Consider the following 21,577-nt stretch of genomic DNA (forward strand, 5'->3'; position numbering starts at 1 on the left):
TAATAAGAAGAAAGCCGACCCATTGGGTCGGCTTTTTTTATGGAAAAATTATAATGTGATTGAAATTAGATTTATATATTAAAGCTTATTAAAAATCTGTGCCGCCCACAGTAATACCGTTTAAGCGAAGCGTAGGTTGCCCGACACCAACTGGAACAGATTGTCCGGCTTTGCCGCAAATTCCAACACCATTATCAAGTTTGAGGTCATTACCAATTGCGGTAATGCGTTTTAGAGCATCAGGTCCATTGCCGATCAGTGTCGCCCCTTTAACGGGTGCATCAATTTTACCGTTCTTTACCTTATAGGCTTCAGTACAGCTGAAAACAAATTTACCGTTGGTAATATCAACCTGACCACCCCCAAAATTAACGGCATAAAGGCCGTCTTTAACACCAGCCAAAATTTCTTCAGGTGATTGATCGCCACTTAACATATATGTATTGGTCATGCGTGGCATGGGTTGGTGTGCATAACTTTGGCGTCTTCCGTTGCCGGTTGATTCCACACCCATAAGGCGGGCATTCATGCGGTCTTGCATATATCCAACAAGAATGCCGTCCTCAATTAACGTTGTGCAATTGGTCGACGTGCCTTCGTCGTCAATACTTAATGAACCGCGGCGGTTTTCTAGAGTGCCGTCATCAACAACTGTTACGCCTTTTGCAGCGATTTGTTCACCCATAAGACCAGCAAAGGCAGACGTCCCTTTGCGGTTGAAGTCGCCCTCAAGGCCATGTCCGATGGCTTCATGAAGAAGGACGCCGGGCCATCCTGGCCCAAGAACAACATCCATTTCACCAGCTGGGGCAGGAACGCTATCCAGATTTAATATTGCTTGTCTGATGGCATCATCGGTTTGTCTTTTCCAGTTTTCTTCGGATAAGAGTTCGGTGTATGTGTATCTTCCACCTGCGCCTTCGTAACCGCTTTCCATGCGGTCCCCGTCTTTTGCAACGACGCTGACATTTAACCTGACGAGCGGTCTGATATCTTGAACGCGATGACCACCAGGTCTGATAATTTCAACGACTTGCCATTCACCCGCTATTGAACAGCTGACTTGGCAAACTTTTGGATCTCTAGAACGGGCATATTCATCAATTTCTTCAAGAAGTCTGATTTTATCTTTGAATGCTACACCCCCAAGCGGGTTTTCGTCGCTATATAGTTTTTTGTTAGTTCGGATCGGTGGAATGGCAAGTGTGCCGCCTGAACCTGACTTAATACTACTGACTGTGTCTGCCGCACGTTTAAGTGATTCTTTATTTATTTCCGAAGAATGTGCGAATCCGGTGACTTCGCCCAGTATACTTCTTAATCCAAAACCCTTTGACGTATCATATGCGGCATTTTTTAGCCTGCCATCATCAAATGAGAAAGTTTCAGATTGCGAATATTGTAAATATAGTTCGCCGTCATCCATGCCATGCAAGGCTTCATCGACAATGCGCTGTGTCTCTAATGATGAAATATCAGAATCATCGCTAGATTCTGCAAAAAAGTGAGAATTTTCGTCTGAAATTATGGTCATAGGTGTTTATATACTTCGTAATTTTTGGGAATATTATATAGACAAAATCAGTAATATCCATTTGTTTATTGTATTTCAAGCATAGAAAAAGAGCGGTTTTGAGAATGATTCTACAACTGTGGTATGGCTAAAGGGGCGTAACTATTCAATTGATATAGATCAAAGGGGCAAAAATAATAATATTTTTTGCACTTGTAGACTTGAGCTAGATCAAAATTCTGGTATAAACTCACCCGAAGGTCGTTTGATGTGGAGGAAGGGGAACATCTTTATATATTTATAAAGAGCTCTTTTCGCATACATTTTACGTCAAAATAATCGTTCATATCCGTATTTAAGGGGTAAAGAGGAACATGTTGTTCAAGAAAACATATTTGATGATTGCTGCAATGCTAGCAACATTTGTGGGTTCGATCTTCTCTGCTGTCGCAGCTGAAGACGGACTTTATAGTGCCGCGCCAGGCCAGCTTGGTTTTATGGAAGCTGCGTCACCGATTATGGAAGAAACTATCGCTTTCCATAATCTTCTGCTTTGGATTATTACTGCAATCACTATATTCGTGACTGCGATTTTGGCTTACATTCTTATTAAGTTTAACGCCAAATCTAATCCTGTGGCATCAAAAACAACGCACAACACTTTGCTTGAGATCGTTTGGACAGCTGTTCCGGTTCTGATCCTTGTTGTGATTGCGGTGCCATCATTCAGACTTCTTTACAATCAGGACGTCCTTCCAGAAGCGGATGTGACTGTTAAGGCGATCGGTAACCAGTGGTACTGGTCATATGAATATCCTGATCACGAAGAAATTATGTTCGATTCTATCATGTTAACGGATGAAGAAGCTGCAGCGGCAGGACATCCTCGTCTTCTTGGTACAGATACAAAAGTTGTTGTGCCGGTAAACAAGGTTATTCGTATGCAAGTAACAGCGACCGACGTGATCCACGCTTGGACCATCCCAGCATTCGGTGCGAAAATCGATGCGGTACCTGGCCTTTTGAACGAGACATGGTTTAAAGCAACAAAAGAAGGTCTTTACTACGGCCAGTGTTCAGAACTTTGCGGTATCCGCCACGGCTTTATGCCGATCATGGTTGAGGTTGTATCCGAAGCTGAATATGCAGAGTGGCTAGAGTGGGCTAAAGAAGAATATGCATCTGTAGATGCACCACGTACACAGCAGTTCGCGTCTGCTGACGTAACAGAATAATTGGAGAATCTTACATGAGTAACGATGCACACACAGCTGACGGCCATCATGACGATCATCACACTCCTACGGGGTGGCGTCGTTGGATGCTTTCAACAAACCATAAAGATATTGGTACACTTTACCTTATCTTTGCGATCGTAGCCGGCGTTATTGGCGGTATTTTCTCTGGACTTATGCGTGCGGAATTAATGTATCCGGGCATGGACTTCCTACCGATGTTAAAAGGTGGTGATGTTGATGCGGCATATCATTACTTTAACGTGCTGATTACAGCTCACGGTCTTATCATGGTTTTCTTCATGGTTATGCCTGCGCTTATCGGTGGTTTCGGTAACTGGTTTGTTCCGATCATGATCGGTGCGCCAGACATGGCTTTCCCACGTATGAATAACATTTCATTCTGGTTGCTTCCTGCAGCTCTATTACTGCTTGTTCTTTCAACAGTGTTTGAAGGACCTCCGGGACAAACTGGTGTTGGTGGCGGTTGGACCGTTTACGCACCGCTTTCAACAAGTGGTCAGCCTGGACCGGCGATGGATCTTGCGATCTTCTCGCTTCACGTTGCTGGTGCGTCATCGATTATGGGTGCGATCAACTTTATTTGTACAATCTTTAACATGCGTGCCCCAGGCATGACACTTCACAAGATGCCACTATTTGTGTGGTCAGTTCTTGTAACAGTGTTCCTGCTTCTTCTTGCGCTTCCTGTTCTTGCTGGTGCGATCACCATGCTTCTGACAGACCGTAACTTTGGTACTGCATTCTTTGACCCATCAGGTGGTGGTGACCCAATTCTTTATCAGCATTTATTCTGGTTCTTTGGTCACCCAGAAGTGTATATTCTTATCCTTCCTGGTTTTGGTCTTATCAGTCATGTTGTTTCAACATTCTCTAACAAGCCGATCTTTGGTTACCTTGGTATGGCATATGCGATGGTTGCGATTGGTGTAGTTGGCTTCATCGTGTGGGCTCACCATATGTTCACTGTTGGTATGGACGTTGATACTAAAGCATACTTTACTGCTGCAACCATGGTTATTGCGGTACCAACAGGTATTAAGATTTTCTCATGGCTTGGTACAATGTGGGGTGGTTCAATCCGCTTCGAAACACCTATGCTATTTGCGATCGGTATGATTTTCCTATTCACCATCGGTGGTGTAACAGGTGTTGTACTTGCGAACGCCGGTGTGGACCAATCAATGCATGATACATATTATGTTGTGGCTCACTTCCATTACACAATGTCAATGGGTGCGCTATTCTCGATTTATGCTGGCTGGTATTACTGGATTGGCAAAATCAGTGGTAAACCTTACCCGCAGCTTGTATCCAAGATTCACTTCTGGCTTACATTCATCGGTGTTAACGTGATCTTCTTCCCGCAGCATTTCCTTGGGTTAGCTGGTATGCCACGTCGTATTCCTGATTATCCTGATGCATATGCGCTATGGAACTTCTGGTCATCAGTTGGATATGGCATTATGGCAGTTGGTCTGGTGTTCTTCTTCATCGGTATCTGGATGACACTTCGTTCAAAAGAACGTGTTGGTGATAACCAATGGGGCGAAGCAGCGACCACACTAGAGTGGACGTTATCTTCACCACCACCATTCCACCAATTCAATGAATTGCCACGAATTAAATAATTTTAATTTGCCGGGCTTTTAACGAAGCCCGGCAGTTTTACCTGATAGAAGCCAAATAGAATTATGAGTAACATGGAAATCACAAACGAACAGGAAATGACGGATTATTATCTGCCGACTGCGGGTGATTATTTTAGCCTGCTTAAACCGCGGGTGATGTCTCTTGTTATTTTTACAGCTTTTATTGGTCTTTTGGTTGCACCGGGTGAAATTCACCCTGTGATTGGATTTACTGCAATTCTTTGTATTGCGGTTGCTGCGGGTGCTTCGGGCTGTCTTAACATGTGGTACGAAGCAGACGTTGATGCGAAAATGAAACGCACAGCGAGCCGTCCAATCCCTGCTGGGAAAATTGATGCAACGTCTGCACTGCATTTTGGTGTAGCACTGGCTGTTGGTTCCGTTCTTATTATGGGATTAATGGTTAATGTTATGTCGGCGGTACTGCTTACTGTTACGATTCTGTTTTATGTTGTGGTTTACACAATGTGGCTTAAGCGCCGTACAGCACAAAACATCGTGATCGGTGGTGCGTCTGGTGCGTTCCCACCGATGGTGGCTTGGGCTGCGGTTACTGGTGATGTTAGTATCGAAAGCATTACACTATTTGCTATTATTTTTATGTGGACACCGCCACATTTTTGGGCGCTATCACTTTTTGCCTGTAAAGATTATGAAAATGCAGGCATTCCGATGTTGCCGGTTGTCAGCGGTGAAAAAGCGACCAAAACACAAATTATGCTTTATACGCTTGCGATGGTGCCAGTAAGCATCTTGCCTTGGTATTTCGGTTTTGCCGGTGTCTTTTACGGTGCGACGGCAGCACTGCTTGGCGGTATGTTCATTTGGTTATCTTTTGCGCTTTATACGGATAAAGTATCTGTTGATGAAAATGCAGCAAAGGCAAAGAAAGTCTTTTTCTTTTCTGTCTTTTATCTGTTTGCATTATTCGCGGTACTTGGGATTGAAAACTTGATCGGGAGGGTATTATAAATGCCACTTCATGAAGAGCATAAAAAAAGAAAAGGTCGCAATTTTGCACTAGCAGCCGTGCTGGGCGGGCTTGTGTTCCTGTTTTTTATTATCACTTTGGTTAAGTTAGAGGTTATTTAAATATGTCTGTACCTGCTAACCAGAGTAATGTTCATACAAAGACACTGATTTTAACGCTCGGTATCGTTTTCGGTATGGCGATCCTTGTGGCAGCGTCCGTACCACTTTATCAGATGCTATGTCAGGTAACAGGGATCGGCGGAACAACAAATCAGGCTGAATATGCACCGGATGTAATTCTTGACCGTGAAGTTACAGTGCTTTTCAATTCCGATATTAACGGAAATCTTCCGTGGAAATTTAAACCTGTGCAGCGCCGTGTAAAAGTTAAAGTCGGCGAAGAGGCGCTCGTTTTTTATAAAGCTATTAACGAAAGTGATAAGCCGATCACGGGTGTCGCAACATATAATGTTACGCCATTTAAAACGGCATATTATTTTAATAAGATTGAATGTTTCTGTTTTACAGAACAAACATTACAACCTGGCGAAGAAGTTGATATGGCAATCAGTTTTTACATTGATCCAGAATTCGTTGAAGACGAAGATGTGGATGAAATTAAAGAATTGACCCTATCATATACTTTTTTCCCAGTAGACGATTACAATAAACAATTTGAATAATTAAACTAGAAAAGTAAGGAATCATTTATGTCAGATTCACATGCTCCAAATCATAATTACCACTTGGTTGATCCAAGTCCATGGCCAATTGTATGCTCATTATCAGCATTCGTATTATTCTTTGGTGCTGTAATTTACATGCACTTTGAAAGCCCATGGTTATTTGCGGTTGGTCTGCTAGCAACACTATTCGGTGCATACAGCTGGTGGGGTGACGTTATCCGTGAAGGTGAACATGAAGGACACCATAAGCCAATCGTACAGCTTGGTCTTCGTTATGGTATGTTCCTGTTCATTATTTCAGAAGTAATGTTCTTCGTAGCATGGTTCTGGGCATATTTTAATGCAAGCATCTTCCCAGTAGAAGCTGTTGGTTTTGTATGGCCGCCAGAAGGTGTTGAAACACTTGATCCATGGCATCTGCCGCTAGTGAATACTCTGATCCTTCTTCTTTCTGGTTGTACGGTAACATGGGCTCACCATTCACTTGTTGAAGGTGACCGTAAGATGTTCATTCAAATGCTATTATATACTGTATTACTTGGCGGTTTATTTACGGGTGTTCAGGCATACGAATACAGCCATGCAACATTCGGTTTTGCTGATGGTATCTACAGTTCAACATTCTACATGGCGACCGGTTTCCACGGTTTCCACGTTCTAATTGGTACAATCTTCCTGTGCGTAAATCTGTTCCGTGGTATTAAAGGTCACTTTAAACCTGATCACCACTTTGGATTTGAAGCAGCAGCTTGGTACTGGCACTTCGTTGACGTTGTGTGGCTCGTACTATTCTTCTGCATCTACGTAGGAATTACAGGTTAAGACACTTGTCTGATTATTCAAATTCTGACACCCCAGTCTCGCCAATAAAAGCGGGGCTGGGGTGTCGTTGTCCTAGATGCGGAAAAGGAAAACTATTTAACGGTATTCTTGAATTCGCGGAAGGGTGTAAAGTGTGTGATCTTGATTACGCAGAATTTGAAAAGGGTGATGGCCCCGCCGTTTTCATTATTTTAATTCTTGGCTTTATTGTGGTGGGTTTTGCTTTACTGGTTGAAGTGATTTATGAACCGCCATTATGGTTACATGCTATTTTATGGGGCCCTATGATTATTGGTGGATCAATTTGGATGTTACGCCCGATGAAAGCATTTATTATTGCAATGCAATATAGCTATAATGCAAGAGAAGGGCAGCTCGTCAATAAGGATACCGACCAGGATACATAATATGTCTTCCTATACATTTAAACCACGGCTATGGCCGACCATCATCACTTTACCTATTCTTGTTTGTTTACTGTTGCTGGGCAATTGGCAGGTTGAACGACTTGATTGGAAATTAGACCTAATTTCAAAAATTGAGGCACGTGCAACAAGCGAACCGGTTGAATTGCCACAAGGGATGGCGGATCAGGATGAGCTTGAATATCTACATGTGACGGTTACGGGTAGGTACGATAATGCTGCGGAAGTCACCATGTATAGCGTTGGTCCAAATGGGGAGCCGGGATATGACTTGTACGCCCCGTTAAAGTTAACCGATGGACGCAGTATTATAATCAATCGTGGATGGGTTCCTGAACAAATCAAAGATCAAAACGTAAGGCCGGAAACATTGGTGGATGGTGAAGTGACCATCATAGGGTTACTTAGAAAGCCATGGGAAAAATTATGGTATGGTCCGGAAAATGATCCGGCCGGCAATATGTGGTTTTATGGGGATGTTAATGGTATGGCCATGCATATGGGAATTAATGCCTATTTCCCGATGTTCCTTTATGCCGACAAAATCGATTCGGATAATGGTTTCCCGGTTGCCGGAAGAACGGAATTTAACATTGTGAATAATCATCTTGATTATGCAATGACATGGTATGGACTATCGATTGTATTGATTGTTATTTATTTGATTGCCCATATCCGTAAAAAAGAACAGTAATTCTACAGAAAAGCTTGAAAGAAATTTACATATCGCTAATGTCTGTTGCGAAATTTAAATCTGAAGGACAAATCAGTGAAATATATAAGTACACGTGGTGAAGCACCTGAATTAACATTTGAAGAAGTTCTATTAACCGGACTGGCGCGTGATGGCGGTCTTTATCTGCCGGAAACATGGCCGACATTTTCAAGTGATGAAATTGCTGAAATGCAAGGAATGCGATATCAGGATATCGCATTTAAGGTAATGTCACCTTTTGTTTGTCCTGAAATTCCAGAAGATGATTTTAAAGGATTAATTGAAAAAGCATATTCAACATTCCGCCATGATGCGGTTGTGCCACTGGGTCAGGTTGATAACAATGAATGGATCCTTGAATTATTCCATGGGCCAACACTTGCGTTTAAGGACGTTGCGCTTCAGCTTCTTGGCCATTTATTTAATTATGTACTGACCAAACGCGGCGAAAAAATCACGATCGTTGGTGCAACATCCGGTGATACGGGTTCGGCGGCGATTGATTGTGTCCGTGGCCGTGATAGCGCCAATATCTTTATGCTGCATCCAAAAGGACGCGTGTCCGATGTTCAACGTCGCCAAATGACCACAGTGATTGAAGGCAACGTGCATAACATCGCGATTGAGGGCGATTTTGATAATTGTCAGGCACTTGTGAAGGCGCTCTTTAATGATCTTGAATTCCGTGATCAGATTAACCTATCCGCAGTGAACAGCATCAACTGGGCCCGTGTGATGGCGCAGATCGTTTACTACTTTACATCTGCCATTGCTCTTGGCGCACCTGATAAAAAGGTTTCATTCAGTGTACCAACCGGGAATTTCGGTGATGTTTATGCCGGCTATATCGCGAAACAAATGGGTCTTCCGATTGAACAGCTTGTAGTGGCAACAAACGTGAATGATATTTTATCGCGTACTATCAATGGTGGTGAATATAAAGTTGGTGAAACAATCCCAACCATCAGCCCGAGCATGGATATCCAGGTTTCCAGTAACTTTGAAAGATTACTGTTCAACATTTATGATGGTGATGGCGCGGCCATTCGCAATCTGATGGAAAACTTAAAACAAAGCGGCCAGTTCAATATTGGTGAAGCGCAGCTTGAGAAAGCAAAAGAATCATTTGTTGCCATGCGCGTTTCTGAAGATGAAACCAAAAAAGCAATCGCTGACGTGTTTGAAAATGGCGGTCATTTAATCGATCCGCATACTGCGGTTGGTGTTAAAGCAGCCCGTGAAAATTGGGCTGATAAGAAAACACCTATGGTGACATTAAGCACGGCCCATCCGGCAAAATTCCCGGATGCTGTGAAAGAAGTAACTGGAATTCATCCGGAACTTCCGGCGCATATGGCTGATCTTTTTGACCGTGAAGAAAAATTTGATGTTCTTTCGAATGATCTGGAACAGCTTAAAAAATATATTCTGGAAAATTTATGAGCGTCCGCTCCACCACATTAAATAATGGACTTCGTGTTGTAACGGATCACATGCCACATGTGGAAACAGTGACGGTGGGCACATGGGTTGATGTAGGCAGTCGATTTGAATCTGCATCGGAAAATGGTCTTTCGCATATGCTGGAACATATGGCGTTTAAAGGGACTGATCGCAGAAGTGCGCTTGATATCGCGGAAGAAATTGAAAATGTTGGTGGTTATCTCAACGCTTATACATCCCGTGAACAGACAACCTATTATGCACGCCTATTAAAAGATGATTTGGCGCTTGGCGTTGATATGCTTGGGGATATTCTGCAAAATTCCACTTTTGAACAGGATGAACTTGAACGTGAACGCGGCGTCATTATTCAGGAAATCGGCCAAGCCGAAGACACGCCGGATGATATCATTTTTGATTTGATGCAAGATGCTGCTTATCCTGATCAACCGCTCGGACGCCCCATTCTTGGAACAACTGATCTCGTCAATGCCTATAGCCGTGATGACCTTAACCGTTATATGAAAGGGCACTACCGGTTTGATACAATGGCCGTGGTCGGTGCCGGTAACCTTGATCATGATGATTTTGTAAAAATGGTGGAGAAGGGTTTCTCATCATTTGCTGCCGTTCGTGATTACGAAAAAAATACCGCTAAATATGTTGGTGGCGATAAACGCGTTTCAAAGGAACTGGAACAAGTAAACTTGCTTTTCGGGTTTGAAGGGGTGTCTTACGACGATCCTGATTATTACGCGGCACAAGTCATGTCGATGATTTTCGGTGGCGGCATGTCATCACGTCTATTCCAAGAGGTAAGAGAAAAACGTGGTCTGGTTTATTCCATTTATTCATACAATATTTCATATGTTGATGGCGGTACATTTGGAATTCACGCGGGTACGGGACCTGACCAAACGGCGGAATTAATCCCTGTTGTGGCGACAGAATTTAAAAAGATGGCAGATCATATTGCTGATCAGGAAATTATGCGTGCCAAGGCACAATTAAAAGCAGGCATTTTAATGTCGCTTGAAAACACAACCAGCCGCATGGAACAACTTGGCCGTCAGCAAATGATTTTTAATCGTCATATTCCAAGAGAAGAAATCATCGAGAAAATCGAAGCTGTTGACGCAGCACAAATCAAACGCGTCACGGAAAGATTTCTTTCAAAAAGTGATTTAAGCTTTGGCGCGATTGGCCCGCTTATGAATATTGACCCTTATGATAAGGTATCGGCCTTTTTTAGTTAGGCGCGTCTTTTTCATATTTCGGCAAATCATCATCCAACTTCACATGTTTAAGCGCACCGCTTGACCAGATATGTTGCGTGATTTCGATGTCATCCGGGTTTTCAAGAACCCCAATTGGTAAATCAAAACATTTATCAGTATGGATAGAAACGTTTGATCCGCAATTTTCACAAAACCCGCGGGCGAGGGCCGCACTGGATTGATATTTTTTAATGTCGCCTTTTGTAACACGCACATTTTCTTTATCAAAAACCACCCATACCATAAAGCTGGAACCAGATGATTTCTGACACATATTGCAATGACAATATTCTGCATAGTTTGGCTCGCCCGTGGCTTCTATTTCAATGGCTCCACATAGGCATTTTGCTTTATGGATCATGTTAAAACATCTTTATGTAATTGGGTTCGGCTTCAATATTTTTGCACCACTTTTCAATGGCTTTGAAACGTGACATATCAAAATCACCCATATGTGCTTTATGGGTATAGGCATAAAGGGCAATATCCGCGATGGACATATGTTCACCAACCAACCATTTATGCTCGCTTAAATGATCTTCCATAATTTGAAGCGCGGCATATCCCTTTTCATGAAGCGTTGGAATTTCCGCGCGACGTGGTGTGTCTTTTGGTAACATGGTCAGGATGAACTTAGCCACAGCGACAAATGGTTCATGTGAATATTGTTCGAAACACATCCATTCCATGACCTTGGCTTGTTCCCAGTCATCATCAGGAAAATATTTTGTCCCTTTTGCCATATAATAAAGAATGGCGTTTGATTCCGGCAGGCATCTACCGTCTTCAAATTCAAGGACAGGAATACGTCCATTTTTATTGATGTTCGCTAGATATTCCGGTGTGCGGGTTTCACCGTTTACAACATCATACTGGATGCATTTATATTCTTTACCCAGTAATGATAATAAAAGTCTTACTTTATAGGCGTTACCTGATTCAATATTGTCATGGAGTATCAACATTTTATAAATCCAATAATGGTTGTCCGACGTGGTTAAATACTTTTTTCATTACAGTGGGCAGCGCATATTGATCTTGTTTATCAATATCGCACCATTCCCCTTCCTGCAGGTTGATCATTTCTTCAAGCTGCAGTTTGACGACCTTAAGTTCCAGATGAAAATGGGTAAAAGTATGGCGCACAACACCCGGCAGCAATTTCCAGTTTGCAATGATCGGAATGCGTGGTGTTGGAATATTTTGCCAGCTGTTGCTTGGTGCCCATTCATCCGATGGCACTTCCATCATGCCACCGAGCAATCCTTTTTCTGGTCTTCGTCTTAACCAAACCTTGCCATCATACTCGGCCCAGAAAACATATCCGCGTCTGGTTTCTTTTTCTTTTTTATTTTTACGCCTCGGAAGATCAGCTACAAGATCATTTTTGCGCGCAAGACAGTCTTCTTGTAAAGGGCAACTTCCACATTTTGGTGATTTGGGTGTGCAGATGGTTGCACCAAGATCCATTAAGGCCTGTGCATAATCACCTGGACGATAATCTGGGGTTAATATTTCTGCATGCCCCCTGATTTCCGGGCGCGAATCCGGTAGTGGGGTTTCAATTTGACATAACCTTGAAAGGACGCGTTCAACATTTCCGTCGACGACGGTTTCCGGAATATCATAGGCAATGGAACTAATGGCCGCTGCGGTATAGACACCGATACCCGGTAATTTTAACAGTTCATCATTGGTTTTGGGAAAGTTGCCGCCAAGGTCATCATGAATGGTGCGTGCACATTTATAAAGATTTCTTGCTCTTGCATAATATCCAAGCCCGGCCCATTCGGTTAGAACGTCATCAAGATCCGCTTCTGCTAATTTTTCAAGCGTCGGCCATTTTTCCATGAATTTTTCAAAATAGGATTTTACGGTTGCAACAGTGGTTTGTTGCAACATGATCTCGCTAAGCCATACGTGATAAGGGTCCGGTTTGATGCCGCCACGTTTTGCTTCGGGGGAAATACGCCATGGCAAGGTTCTGGCATTATGGTCATACCAGTCAAGAAGCGCATCCACGAATTCGGGCTTTTTATCTGTTATTTCGGCAATGGAGTTCATTTCCACCCTGTTTAAGTGATTCTTATTTGGAACTATACAATATAGAGGGGCCTTTTCCAGAAACTATTCTGTAATAGAAATGATTAAGGTCTTATTTTTAAGGCAATTTTTATATCCTGTGTGGAAAATTAAGGGTATTATCCCTCTATGTCAGACGAAAAGAAAATTAAAAGAACATATAAGACATTATCCATTGCCGAACTTGCGCAAGGGATTCAAGGACGCGCTTTTCGTCGGTTTGGTTTTGCGAAAAGCGACATTCATATGCATTGGGCGGAAATTGTGGGGCCAGTGCTCTCAAAATCAAGTATTCCACAACGATTAGTCAGGCCAAAATCACAAGAAGAAAATGCGAATAATGTCGGAACGCTTCACATCCGTGTTGAGGGCAGTTACGCACTCGAGATGCAGCACCTTGAACATTTGGTGATTGACCGAATCAATTCTTATTTCGGGTTTAAAGCCGTTGACCGGTTGGTATTTCACCATGGAAATGTGGAAAAACAGGATGTGGCTACTAAATATAGTGAGCCGATTCTTTCCGATTCTCAAAAAAATGCGCTGGAAATGACGTTAAAAGATGTAAAAGATGATGAACTTCGTAAAAGTTTATATAAAGTCGGTGCAGAGATTCTAGGACAGCAAGAACGCAAAAAACCAAAGCAGGCCAAGCGTTTCACCAGAAGAGGCATGGGCAGCACGAAAACGAAATAAATATTTTAAAGACAAAATTGGATTTTCTTACATTCGACACTTGATTTGTCGAACTTTTCATTTTTATATTATTAACAACATATTGTAGGTGAGGTATGACCAAACAACTATATACGCCAAAAATTGGCTCAACGATAAAAATTACATTATTGGCAACAGCGAGCATGCTGCTAGCAGCATGTGGTGATGCAGCTGATGATAATCAGGCTGCGGCTGATATCGCACAAGAAACACAACAGGCTGCGCAATCTGCGCCAGCTGAAACGGCACAGGTGGCTGATACAACACCAGCTGAGACCGTATCTGCTGAGGAAGCCGGGTTCTTAAATCATGATATGGTTATGGGCGATCCGAATGCGCCTATTGAAATTATCGAATATGCATCGTTAACATGTAATCACTGTGCTACATTTCATAATAATGTTCTTCCACGTATTAAAGAAAAGTATGTTGATACAGGAAAAGTGAAAATCGTATTCCGCAGTTATATGTTAAATGCCATTGATATGACGGCATCATCGATTTCACGCTGTCTTCCAGAAAGAAGATATTTTCCGTTTATGAACATGCTGTTTGAACGCCAAATGCAATGGTATGATGTTGCCAAGTATCAGGAACTTTCAGCAAACAATGATCAGGAAACAGCAAATAGATTATTTGTTGAAAGTGTGATGGGTGAAATCGAAAAATACGCGCGTCAGGCTGGCCTAAACAAAGCGAAAATTGATGCATGTCTTGCAAACGAAGAGGTTGGCAAATACCTGTTCGAAGTGCAGCAACACGCCGTTCAGCATTATAAAGTCAATGCAACACCAACCATCATAATTAACGAAAATAAGGTTGGAAATGATTATGCATCGATTGAAAGGGCAATTGAAGCAGCACTTAATTAATAAGTGTGGTTAGAAAGGGAGAAAATTGCATTTTACGCGACTGAGATTATCTGGGTTTAAGTCATTCGTTGACCCAACCGAACTGGTAATCGAGCCTGGCCTTACCGGTGTGGTAGGGCCAAACGGTTGTGGAAAATCAAATCTTCTTGAAGCATTGCGCTGGGTGATGGGGGAAAATTCCGCCAAAAGCATGCGTGGTTCCGGCATGGACGATGTGATCTTTGCCGGTACCAACAGCCGCCCGGCCCGGAATTTGGCCGAAGTTACCCTGACCCTTGATAACGAAGAACGCACCGCACCCGCAGCATTTAATGATGAAAAACTGCTGGAAATTTCAAGACGTATTGAACGGGATAGCGGTTCTGCTTACCGTTTAAACGGAAAAGAAATCCGTGGTAAAGATGTGAAGCTGATGTTTGCGGATGCCTCAACCGGTGCCCATTCACCATCGCTTGTCAGCCAGGGCCGCATTGGTGCATTGATCAGCGCAAAACCAAAAGAACGCCGCGCCATTTTGGAAGAAGCCGCCGGGATCAGTGGTCTACATTCAAGACGTAAGGAAGCGGAAAGCAAATTAAGAAGCGCCAATAAAAATCTGGAACGTCTTGGTGATGTGGAAATCGGTCTTAATGATCAGATCAGAAGCTTAAAGAACCAGGCGCGCCAAGCAACACGGTATAAGAATGTCGCCAAAGATATTCGTAAATTACAATCTTTGCTTCTTTATATAGAGTGGAAGAAAATTCAGGAAAATATCCTTGAAACTTCAAGCGAAGATAAAGAAATTTCCATTCTAGTTTCTAAAGTGACCAATATGCTTGCTGCACTGAGTAAAGAGCAAGCAATCTTGGCGGCGAAGCTTCCTGAATTGCGCCAGAATGAAGCAGAACTTGCTGCGAAACTTCATCGGATCACCGTAAGCCGAGACGGCCTTGACGGGGAAGAAGCCCGTATACTTGAAACACAGGAAAAACTTCGTGCACTAATCGAACAAATCGGCCACGATGAAATCCGTGAAAAAGAGGCTGTAAAAGATAGCCAAGAAACGCTTGCGAGACTGGAACTTGAACGCGGTTCATTAGAAGACGCGATGGACGGCGCCAGCGGCAATATTGAAAAACTGGCGCAATTGCTTGCGGAAAAACAGGCCGATACATTAAGTGCAGAACTGGTGCTTGAAGAATTAATGGGCCGTCAAGCGGAACGTAATGCGGACAGATTGAACTTCGCCCGTGAAATCGAAGAGCGCCGCGCGCAAATTCAAAACCTGCAGGACCAGCGCATTACCGTTGAAGAAAGACTTGTAACGTTACAGGAAAGCAACCTGTTTACGCAAAATCTGGATGGTGCAGAGAAAAAAGTAAATGACGCTGAAGAGCTGATAACAAAAATGCGTCTTGCCTTTAACGAAGCAGAAGACAAACGTCAGGCCATTCAGCAAAAAGAACAAGATGCGAGAAACCATCTTCAGGCATGTGAAGGAAAGCTCGCCCGCGTAAGAGCGGAAAAACAAGCGTTAGAAGAAGTGCTCAAGGTTGATTTCGAAGATGGCGGCGAGCCAATCCTTGAAAAATTAACAGTGACAAAGGGTTATGAAACCGCACTTGGTGCAGCACTGGATAGTGACCTGGACGCAAGCGATGATGAATTTGCGGCCATGCATTGGCGTGATCTTCCGCCGTTATCAGATAATCAGGCATTTCCAAACGGGATTGATACACTTGATAAATTTGTTAAGGCGCCGTCGGTTCTTAAACGCCGTCTTAGCCATATTGGGGTCGTCGAAAGTGAAGAAAAAGCGCTGGAATTAATGGGCGCATTAAAAGCTGGTCAACGTCTTGTAACCATGGCTGGTGGTGTTTGGCGTTGGGATGGTCTTTGTGTATCACCGGACGCGCCAAGTGGTGCGGCGATTAGGCTTTCACAAAAAAACAGACTTGAAAATCTGACGGCAGAATTTGAAGCGCGCACGAAAGAAGCGGAAGACGCAGAAGCAGCGCACGCCAAAATTCAGGAAGAACGAGAAGCCATCAAAGAGATTAGCCGCAAGGCACGTGATGAATGGCGCGATGCGGATGAAAAAGCAAACATCGCCCGCCGTGAACTGACCGAGGCAGAAAAACTCGCGGCTCGTCATCAATCGGAAGAAAGTGCATTAAAAGAAAGGCTGGCGCATCTAAACGAAGATTTGGAAGCACATAATATTCGTTATAAAGCGGCCATCGAAAATCTGGAAAAATTACCTGAATCAGTTGAGCTGGAAAATGATATCGCAAAGAATCGTGAGATCGTTGAGGCAAAACGTGGTGAACTTTCCGAAGCACGTATCGCGCACGATAGTCATAAAAGCCAAAGCGAAATGAAGCGTAATCGCCTTGAGCAAATCAAGCTCGAATATGAAAATTGGCAAGGCCGCATTCGTAATGTGAATGATCATCTTGAAAATCTTGTCGTGCGAAAAGAGCAAGCCGCAAAAGAACTTAAAGAGCTTGAAGATCGTCCGGGTGAGATTGTTGTTGAACGTCGTAAGCTTAATCAGTTGATTGACGAAGCAGAAACAGAAAGACAGGAAGCGGCAAAAATTCTAGCTGAAGCAGAAGAAGCGCTGGCAACCAAAGAACGTGAAATGCGTGACGTTCAAGGCGAAGTTGCAGAGGCACGTGAACATAAAGTCCGTCTTGAAACCAATCTTGAGCAGTTCACAGATCAGAAAGATAATCTTGTGCGCCGTATTCACGAAGAGTTCGATTGTGAACCGGCCGCACTATTTGCGATGGCAGAGCTTAAAGAAGATGAAGAACTTCCGGATGAGGATAAATCACATCACAAATTAGAGCGTCTTAAAATTGAACGTGAACGTTTAGGTGCAGTTAATCTGCGTGCTGAAACGGAGCTTGAAGAAATTAATGAACAGTTAGACGCATCGATAAAAGAACGTGAAGAGCTTGAAGAAGCGATCAGACGGTTAAATAAAGCGATCTCGGATCTAAATCGTGAAGGTCGCGCCAGAATGTTATCTGCATTTGAAGAAGTGAATAACCACTTTAAAAATCTATTCACATCACTGTTTGGCGGTGGTGACGCGTATCTTGAATTAACCGAATCTGATGATCCGCTTGATGCTGGTCTTGAAATTATGGCCTCACCACCCGGCAAAAAGATGCAGAATCTTGGTCTGTTATCCGGTGGTGAACAGGCTCTAACCGCACTATCACTTATTTTTGCGGTCTTCATGACGAACCCGTCACCAATTTGTGTGCTTGATGAGGTCGACGCCCCGCTTGATGACGCAAATGTGGAACGATTCTGTGACTTGCTTGATGAAATGAGAAAAAATACATCAACCCGATTCCTTATCGTAACCCACAATGCCATCAGCATGAGCCGCATGAACCGTTTATTCGGTGTAACAATGGCGGAAAGAGGGGTTTCACAGCTTGTTTCAGTGGATCTTGAAAGTGCTGAAAGAATACGTGATCGGGTAGGGGATTCTCATTTTCAGAACGCGTAATAATATTTTCACAAAAAGCCCTGAAAATAACGTTTTGAAAAATCCTTTAAAATCAATAAGTTAAAAAATATATAAAGAGTGAAAAAACTGTGATTTTTGGTGCTTGACACCGCACGTCTCTGAAACTATGTTGCACACAATTTTAAGGGTGTAGGGATGGTGTGTCTTTTTGACGCTTTTTCCCATGATTTTTAAGGAGCTTTCCTTGGCTGACGATAAAAAAAAGTCGGAAGAAATGAAAGCATCATTGGATGATTTAAACACCCGATTAAGTGCCGCGCGCGAGGCTTCGAAACCGAAAGAGGCCCGCGGATTTAAAGAAGCGACCACTTATGGCGTTGCCACAAGATTGGTTGCAGAATTGATTGCCGGGATACTGGTAGGGGTGCTTTTTGGCTGGTATTTGGACCAGTGGTTGGATACAAAGCCGTGGTTGATGATCATTTTGATCATTATAGGTGCTGCGGCAGGTATAATGAATGTTATGCGTGCTGCGAAGCAATTAGCGCCAAGCGAACCGCATGATGAAGATGACGATTAAATACTGAGGTAAATAAAGTGGCAGGCCCGCTCGAACAGTTTGAAGTAATTACGCATGTGCCTTTGCAAGTTGCTGGTTACGATATCTCTATTACTAATTCAGCCGTATATATGGTGATTACACTAGCAACGATCATGATTTTCATGGTTGGCGGTATGCGTAAAACAGCACTTGTGCCAGGACGTTGGCAGTCAAGTGTTGAAATGTGTTATGAATTTATAGCTAGGATGCTCGGTGATACAGCCGGACCGGAAGGCCGCAAGTATTTCCCATTCGTCTTTACGCTGTTTATGTTCATTCTAGCGGCCAACCTGATTGGTATGGTTCCTTGGATACACGCTTTCACCGTAACAAGCCATATTGCCGTAACATTCGCGATGGCTTTCTTTATTTTTATCGGTGTGACGATTATCGGTTTTATCAAACACGGTATCGGCTTTCTAAAATTCTTTGTACCGGGCGATGCGCCGATTGCGCTTTTACCGTTACTTGTTGTGATTGAGGTTGTTTCTTATCTCTCACGTCCAATCAGTCTTTCTGTTCGTTTGTTCGCTAACATGGTTGCTGGACATACGATGCTTAAAGTATTCGGTGGTTTCGTCGTAAGCCTTGCTGCGGCGGGTGGTGTACTTGCGGTTGGTTCAATTGTACCGTTCGCATTCATTGTTGCACTAACCGGACTAGAACTACTTGTTGCTTGCTTGCAAGCATATGTATTTGCGGTACTAACCTGCATTTACTTAAATGATGCTCTTCATATGCACTAAGGGTGTATGGGGTATAACTATTAATTAATTGAATTTGAATTTGAACTTTTCATAATTAAAGGAAAATAAAATGGAAATGGAAATCGCAACTCTTGCTGCTAATGCAGACATTCAAGCAGCTCGTTACATCGGTGCTGGTCTTGCTTGTACAGCTCTTATCGGTGCTGGTGTTGGTATCGGTGTGATCTTCGGTAACTACGTTTCTGCAGCTATTCGTAACCCATCTGCAGCTGGCCCAGTATTCGGTCAAGCTATGCTTGGTTTCGCGCTTGCTGAAGCAACAGGTCTATTTGGTCTGGTTATCGCCTTTATTATCCTGTTCGTATAATAATCTACCCCAAGAAACTTTAGATTATTAATGATCAGGCCTGATCCTATAAAAGGATCAAGGAGGAAACGATGCCACAATTAGATCCAGCGGTATTTATACCACAGATTTTTTGGTTAGCTGTTGTCTTTGCAGCGCTTTACATTTTTGTTGCCCGTAATGCGGCACCGAAAATTTCAGAAGTTCTAAAAAGACGTCAGGATACCATTGCGGATGATCTTGCAAATGCTGAAAGCCTTCAAGCGAAAGCAGAAGAAGCGCGTGTAGCATTTGAAAAATCACAAGAAGATGCGCGTAACAATGCGGCGGCACTTGTTCTTTCAAAACGTGAAGAACTAAAGGCCCAAGCAGAAGCTGACTATCAAAAGCTTTCTGATGAATTATCAGCCAAAGCAGACGAAGCAGCAAAACGCATCAATGACGCAAAAGAAAAAGCTCTTGGTGAAGTACGCGATGTAGCAACCGAAGTTTGCGCAGAGATTGTTTCTCAGGTTTCTGGCCTTTCACTTGATGGTGAAACAGTTGCCAAAACCGTTAATGCTAAAACAGATGCTGCTCTTAAGGGAGAAGGTTAATGGAAGAACATGTAACTTTCTTTACTGACCCATCAACATGGGTGTCGCTTGCGATTACTGTATTTTTTGTTTTGATTATCTGGAAAAAGGTTCCGGCTATCTTTGCAAAAATGCTTGATGATCGTGCAAAAGAAATCGAAGACCAACTGGATAACGCCAGAAACCTTCGTGAAGAAGCGGCAGCACTATTAGCAAAATACGAGCGTGATCAACACGCTGCTGAAAAACAGGCTGCGGAACTTATGGCAAACGCTGAAGCAGAAGTGAAGCTGATGGTAAACGACAGTAAAGCGCAAGTGGAAGAAATGACCAAGCGCCGCTCTGAAGTTGCCGAACAGAAGATCGCTCAAGCAGAAGCAGCTGCACTGAAAGAAATTCGCACACTGACAGTTAAAGTTGCAACTGATGCTGCACGTGACCTGATCGAAGCGAATATGAAGAAAGCTGACCATGCAAGCCTGATTAAGGCAAGCACAGACAAGCTTGACGCAAAGCTTCATTAATCAGTTTCTGATACGAATTAAAACCCCGTAAGCGTTGCTTGCGGGGTTTTTTTATTTTGGAAGTTTGTAATGTGTGTCTTCTGATGGTTCGCCGTCGCATATAACCTGTTCAAGTCCAACCAACCGGATTAAATGAGCGTATATGGTTCTGGCTGCGGCGGGATAAAGTCTTTCGTCAATGGTCACATAAATCTTTAAGACGATATCTTTGATTGTGTTGGCATCATCCTCAATTGCGCGGATGATTTCCTTTTCCCGCCTTAAGCGGTGACCATAAAGTTGTTTGACGAACTGATGTGGTTTTTCAATCGGCCAGCCATGGGTTGGGTAATATATTTTATCATCGCGTCCTAATAACATTTCAAGGCTATTCATATAATCCTGCATATTACCGTCTGGCGGTGACACAATGGTGGTTGACCATCCCATAACATGATCACCGGTGAATAATGCCTTTTCTTGGTTATATGCAAAGCAATAATGATTGGACAAGTGGCCTGGTGTGTGAATGGCCTCTATGGTCCAGTTACTTCCTTGAATGATCATTCCATCATTAATGATGACATCGGCTTTAAATGATTTATCGATGCCTTCTTCGATTTTTTCATTGGAATATTGCTGATCTGATGTATCTGGGCCAAATATTTTTGCGCCTGTTTTTTCCGATAATAATTTTGCCCCCGGTGAATGGTCCATATGGTTGTGAGTTACCAGAATATGGCTGATCTTTTCACTGCCGAGTTCAGAAAGGATGGCATCAATATGATCTTCAAGCGCGGGCCCGGGGTCAATGACGGCCACTTCACCATATCCAATGATATAGGTTCCAGTGCCTTTAAATGTAAAGGGCATAGGGTTATTGGCCGTGATGCGGCGAATGTTTGGGGATATGATTTCCATTTCCCCATATGGGGGTTTGA

General features: G+C 43.2%; 22 protein-coding genes. 17 read left to right on the top strand and 5 right to left on the bottom strand.

Going from position 1 to position 21,577, the window contains the following annotated elements; all coding sequences use genetic code 11:
- Positions 1–88: 88 nt before the first annotated feature.
- Positions 89–1,534, bottom strand: a complete 1,446-nt coding sequence (gene tldD / locus KW060_RS02325; protein ID WP_249036987.1) for a metalloprotease TldD — start codon at positions 1,532–1,534, stop codon at positions 89–91.
- A gap of 353 nt (positions 1,535–1,887) precedes the next feature.
- Here tldD and coxB point away from each other — a divergent pair, with 353 nt between their 5' ends.
- From coxB to KW060_RS02370, 9 genes are all read left to right on the top strand, one after another.
- Positions 1,888–2,748, top strand: a complete 861-nt coding sequence (gene coxB / locus KW060_RS02330) for a cytochrome c oxidase subunit II (RefSeq protein WP_249036986.1) — start codon at positions 1,888–1,890, stop codon at positions 2,746–2,748.
- Between the two features lie 14 nt (positions 2,749–2,762).
- On the top strand, positions 2,763–4,400 hold the full coding sequence (gene ctaD, locus KW060_RS02335) for a cytochrome c oxidase subunit I (RefSeq protein WP_249036985.1): 1,638 nt from the start codon (positions 2,763–2,765) through the stop codon (positions 4,398–4,400).
- A gap of 63 nt (positions 4,401–4,463) precedes the next feature.
- Positions 4,464–5,393, top strand: coding sequence for a heme o synthase (locus tag KW060_RS02340; protein WP_249036984.1), 930 nt, complete (start codon positions 4,464–4,466; stop codon positions 5,391–5,393).
- Positions 5,394–5,515: 122 nt separating this feature from the next.
- Positions 5,516–6,076, top strand: a complete 561-nt coding sequence (locus KW060_RS02345; protein WP_249036983.1) for a cytochrome c oxidase assembly protein — start codon at positions 5,516–5,518, stop codon at positions 6,074–6,076.
- Positions 6,077–6,103: 27 nt separating this feature from the next.
- Positions 6,104–6,901, top strand: a complete 798-nt coding sequence (locus tag KW060_RS02350; RefSeq protein WP_249036982.1) for a cytochrome c oxidase subunit 3 — start codon at positions 6,104–6,106, stop codon at positions 6,899–6,901.
- A gap of 5 nt (positions 6,902–6,906) precedes the next feature.
- Positions 6,907–7,308: a DUF983 domain-containing protein gene (locus KW060_RS02355; RefSeq protein ID WP_249036981.1), complete on the top strand. Its 402-nt coding sequence runs from the start codon at positions 6,907–6,909 to the stop codon at positions 7,306–7,308.
- Between the two features lies 1 nt (position 7,309).
- Positions 7,310–8,020 carry an SURF1 family protein gene (locus KW060_RS02360; protein ID WP_249036980.1) on the top strand — a complete coding sequence of 237 codons (711 nt, stop codon included), beginning with the start codon at positions 7,310–7,312 and terminating at the stop codon, positions 8,018–8,020.
- 75 nt (positions 8,021–8,095) lie between these two features.
- Positions 8,096–9,484, top strand: a complete 1,389-nt coding sequence (gene thrC, locus KW060_RS02365; protein WP_249036979.1) for a threonine synthase — start codon at positions 8,096–8,098, stop codon at positions 9,482–9,484.
- The gene (locus KW060_RS02370; RefSeq protein ID WP_249036978.1) at positions 9,481–10,740 is read left to right on the top strand and encodes a M16 family metallopeptidase; all 1,260 of its coding nucleotides are present in this window, start codon (positions 9,481–9,483) and stop codon (positions 10,738–10,740) included. The genes thrC and KW060_RS02370 overlap by 4 nt, the downstream gene beginning before the upstream one ends.
- Here the strand turns inward: KW060_RS02370 and KW060_RS02375 are convergent.
- From KW060_RS02375 to mutY, 3 genes are read right to left on the bottom strand one after another with little or no spacing between them, the layout of a single operon-like run.
- Complete coding sequence (locus KW060_RS02375; protein ID WP_249036977.1) at positions 10,733–11,122, bottom strand: GFA family protein; 390 nt, start codon at positions 11,120–11,122, stop codon at positions 10,733–10,735. The two genes, KW060_RS02370 and KW060_RS02375, sit on opposite strands and share 8 nt — an antisense overlap.
- A 1-nt stretch (position 11,123) precedes the next feature.
- On the bottom strand, positions 11,124–11,726 hold the full coding sequence (locus tag KW060_RS02380) for a glutathione S-transferase family protein (RefSeq protein WP_249036976.1): 603 nt from the start codon (positions 11,724–11,726) through the stop codon (positions 11,124–11,126).
- Position 11,727: 1 nt separating this feature from the next.
- Complete coding sequence (gene mutY / locus KW060_RS02385; RefSeq protein WP_249036975.1) at positions 11,728–12,825, bottom strand: A/G-specific adenine glycosylase; 1,098 nt, start codon at positions 12,823–12,825, stop codon at positions 11,728–11,730.
- A gap of 147 nt (positions 12,826–12,972) precedes the next feature.
- Between mutY and KW060_RS02390 the strand changes: the two genes are divergently transcribed.
- The 8 genes from KW060_RS02390 (at position 12,973) to KW060_RS02425 (ending at position 20,657) form a co-directional block, all read left to right on the top strand.
- The gene (locus KW060_RS02390; RefSeq protein ID WP_249036974.1) at positions 12,973–13,539 is read left to right on the top strand and encodes a DUF721 domain-containing protein; all 567 of its coding nucleotides are present in this window, start codon (positions 12,973–12,975) and stop codon (positions 13,537–13,539) included.
- Between the two features lie 95 nt (positions 13,540–13,634).
- Positions 13,635–14,432, top strand: a complete 798-nt coding sequence (locus tag KW060_RS02395; RefSeq protein WP_249036973.1) for a thioredoxin domain-containing protein — start codon at positions 13,635–13,637, stop codon at positions 14,430–14,432.
- Positions 14,433–14,457: 25 nt separating this feature from the next.
- Positions 14,458–17,943, top strand: coding sequence for a chromosome segregation protein SMC (gene smc / locus KW060_RS02400; RefSeq protein ID WP_249036972.1), 3,486 nt, complete (start codon positions 14,458–14,460; stop codon positions 17,941–17,943).
- 205 nt (positions 17,944–18,148) lie between these two features.
- Positions 18,149–18,484 (top strand): AtpZ/AtpI family protein, encoded by a 336-nt coding sequence (locus KW060_RS02405; protein ID WP_249036971.1) that lies wholly within the window; start codon positions 18,149–18,151, stop codon positions 18,482–18,484.
- 17 nt (positions 18,485–18,501) lie between these two features.
- Complete coding sequence (locus KW060_RS02410) at positions 18,502–19,251, top strand: F0F1 ATP synthase subunit A (protein WP_249036970.1); 750 nt, start codon at positions 18,502–18,504, stop codon at positions 19,249–19,251.
- Between the two features lie 76 nt (positions 19,252–19,327).
- Positions 19,328–19,579 (top strand): F0F1 ATP synthase subunit C, encoded by a 252-nt coding sequence (locus KW060_RS02415; protein WP_338050559.1) that lies wholly within the window; start codon positions 19,328–19,330, stop codon positions 19,577–19,579.
- A gap of 71 nt (positions 19,580–19,650) precedes the next feature.
- Complete coding sequence (locus tag KW060_RS02420) at positions 19,651–20,154, top strand: F0F1 ATP synthase subunit B family protein (RefSeq protein WP_249036968.1); 504 nt, start codon at positions 19,651–19,653, stop codon at positions 20,152–20,154.
- Positions 20,154–20,657, top strand: a complete 504-nt coding sequence (locus KW060_RS02425) for a F0F1 ATP synthase subunit B family protein (protein WP_249036967.1) — start codon at positions 20,154–20,156, stop codon at positions 20,655–20,657. Before KW060_RS02420 ends, KW060_RS02425 begins: the two co-directional genes overlap by 1 nt.
- Before the next feature lie 51 nt (positions 20,658–20,708).
- Here the strand turns inward: KW060_RS02425 and KW060_RS02430 are convergent, their stop codons facing one another.
- Positions 20,709–21,557: an MBL fold metallo-hydrolase gene (locus KW060_RS02430; RefSeq protein WP_249036966.1), complete on the bottom strand. Its 849-nt coding sequence runs from the start codon at positions 21,555–21,557 to the stop codon at positions 20,709–20,711.
- Positions 21,558–21,577: the final 20 nt, after the last annotated feature.

The sequence above is a fragment of the Pseudemcibacter aquimaris genome, assembly GCF_028869115.1.
In the GTDB taxonomy this organism is placed as follows: domain Bacteria; phylum Pseudomonadota; class Alphaproteobacteria; order Sphingomonadales; family Emcibacteraceae; genus Pseudemcibacter; species Pseudemcibacter aquimaris.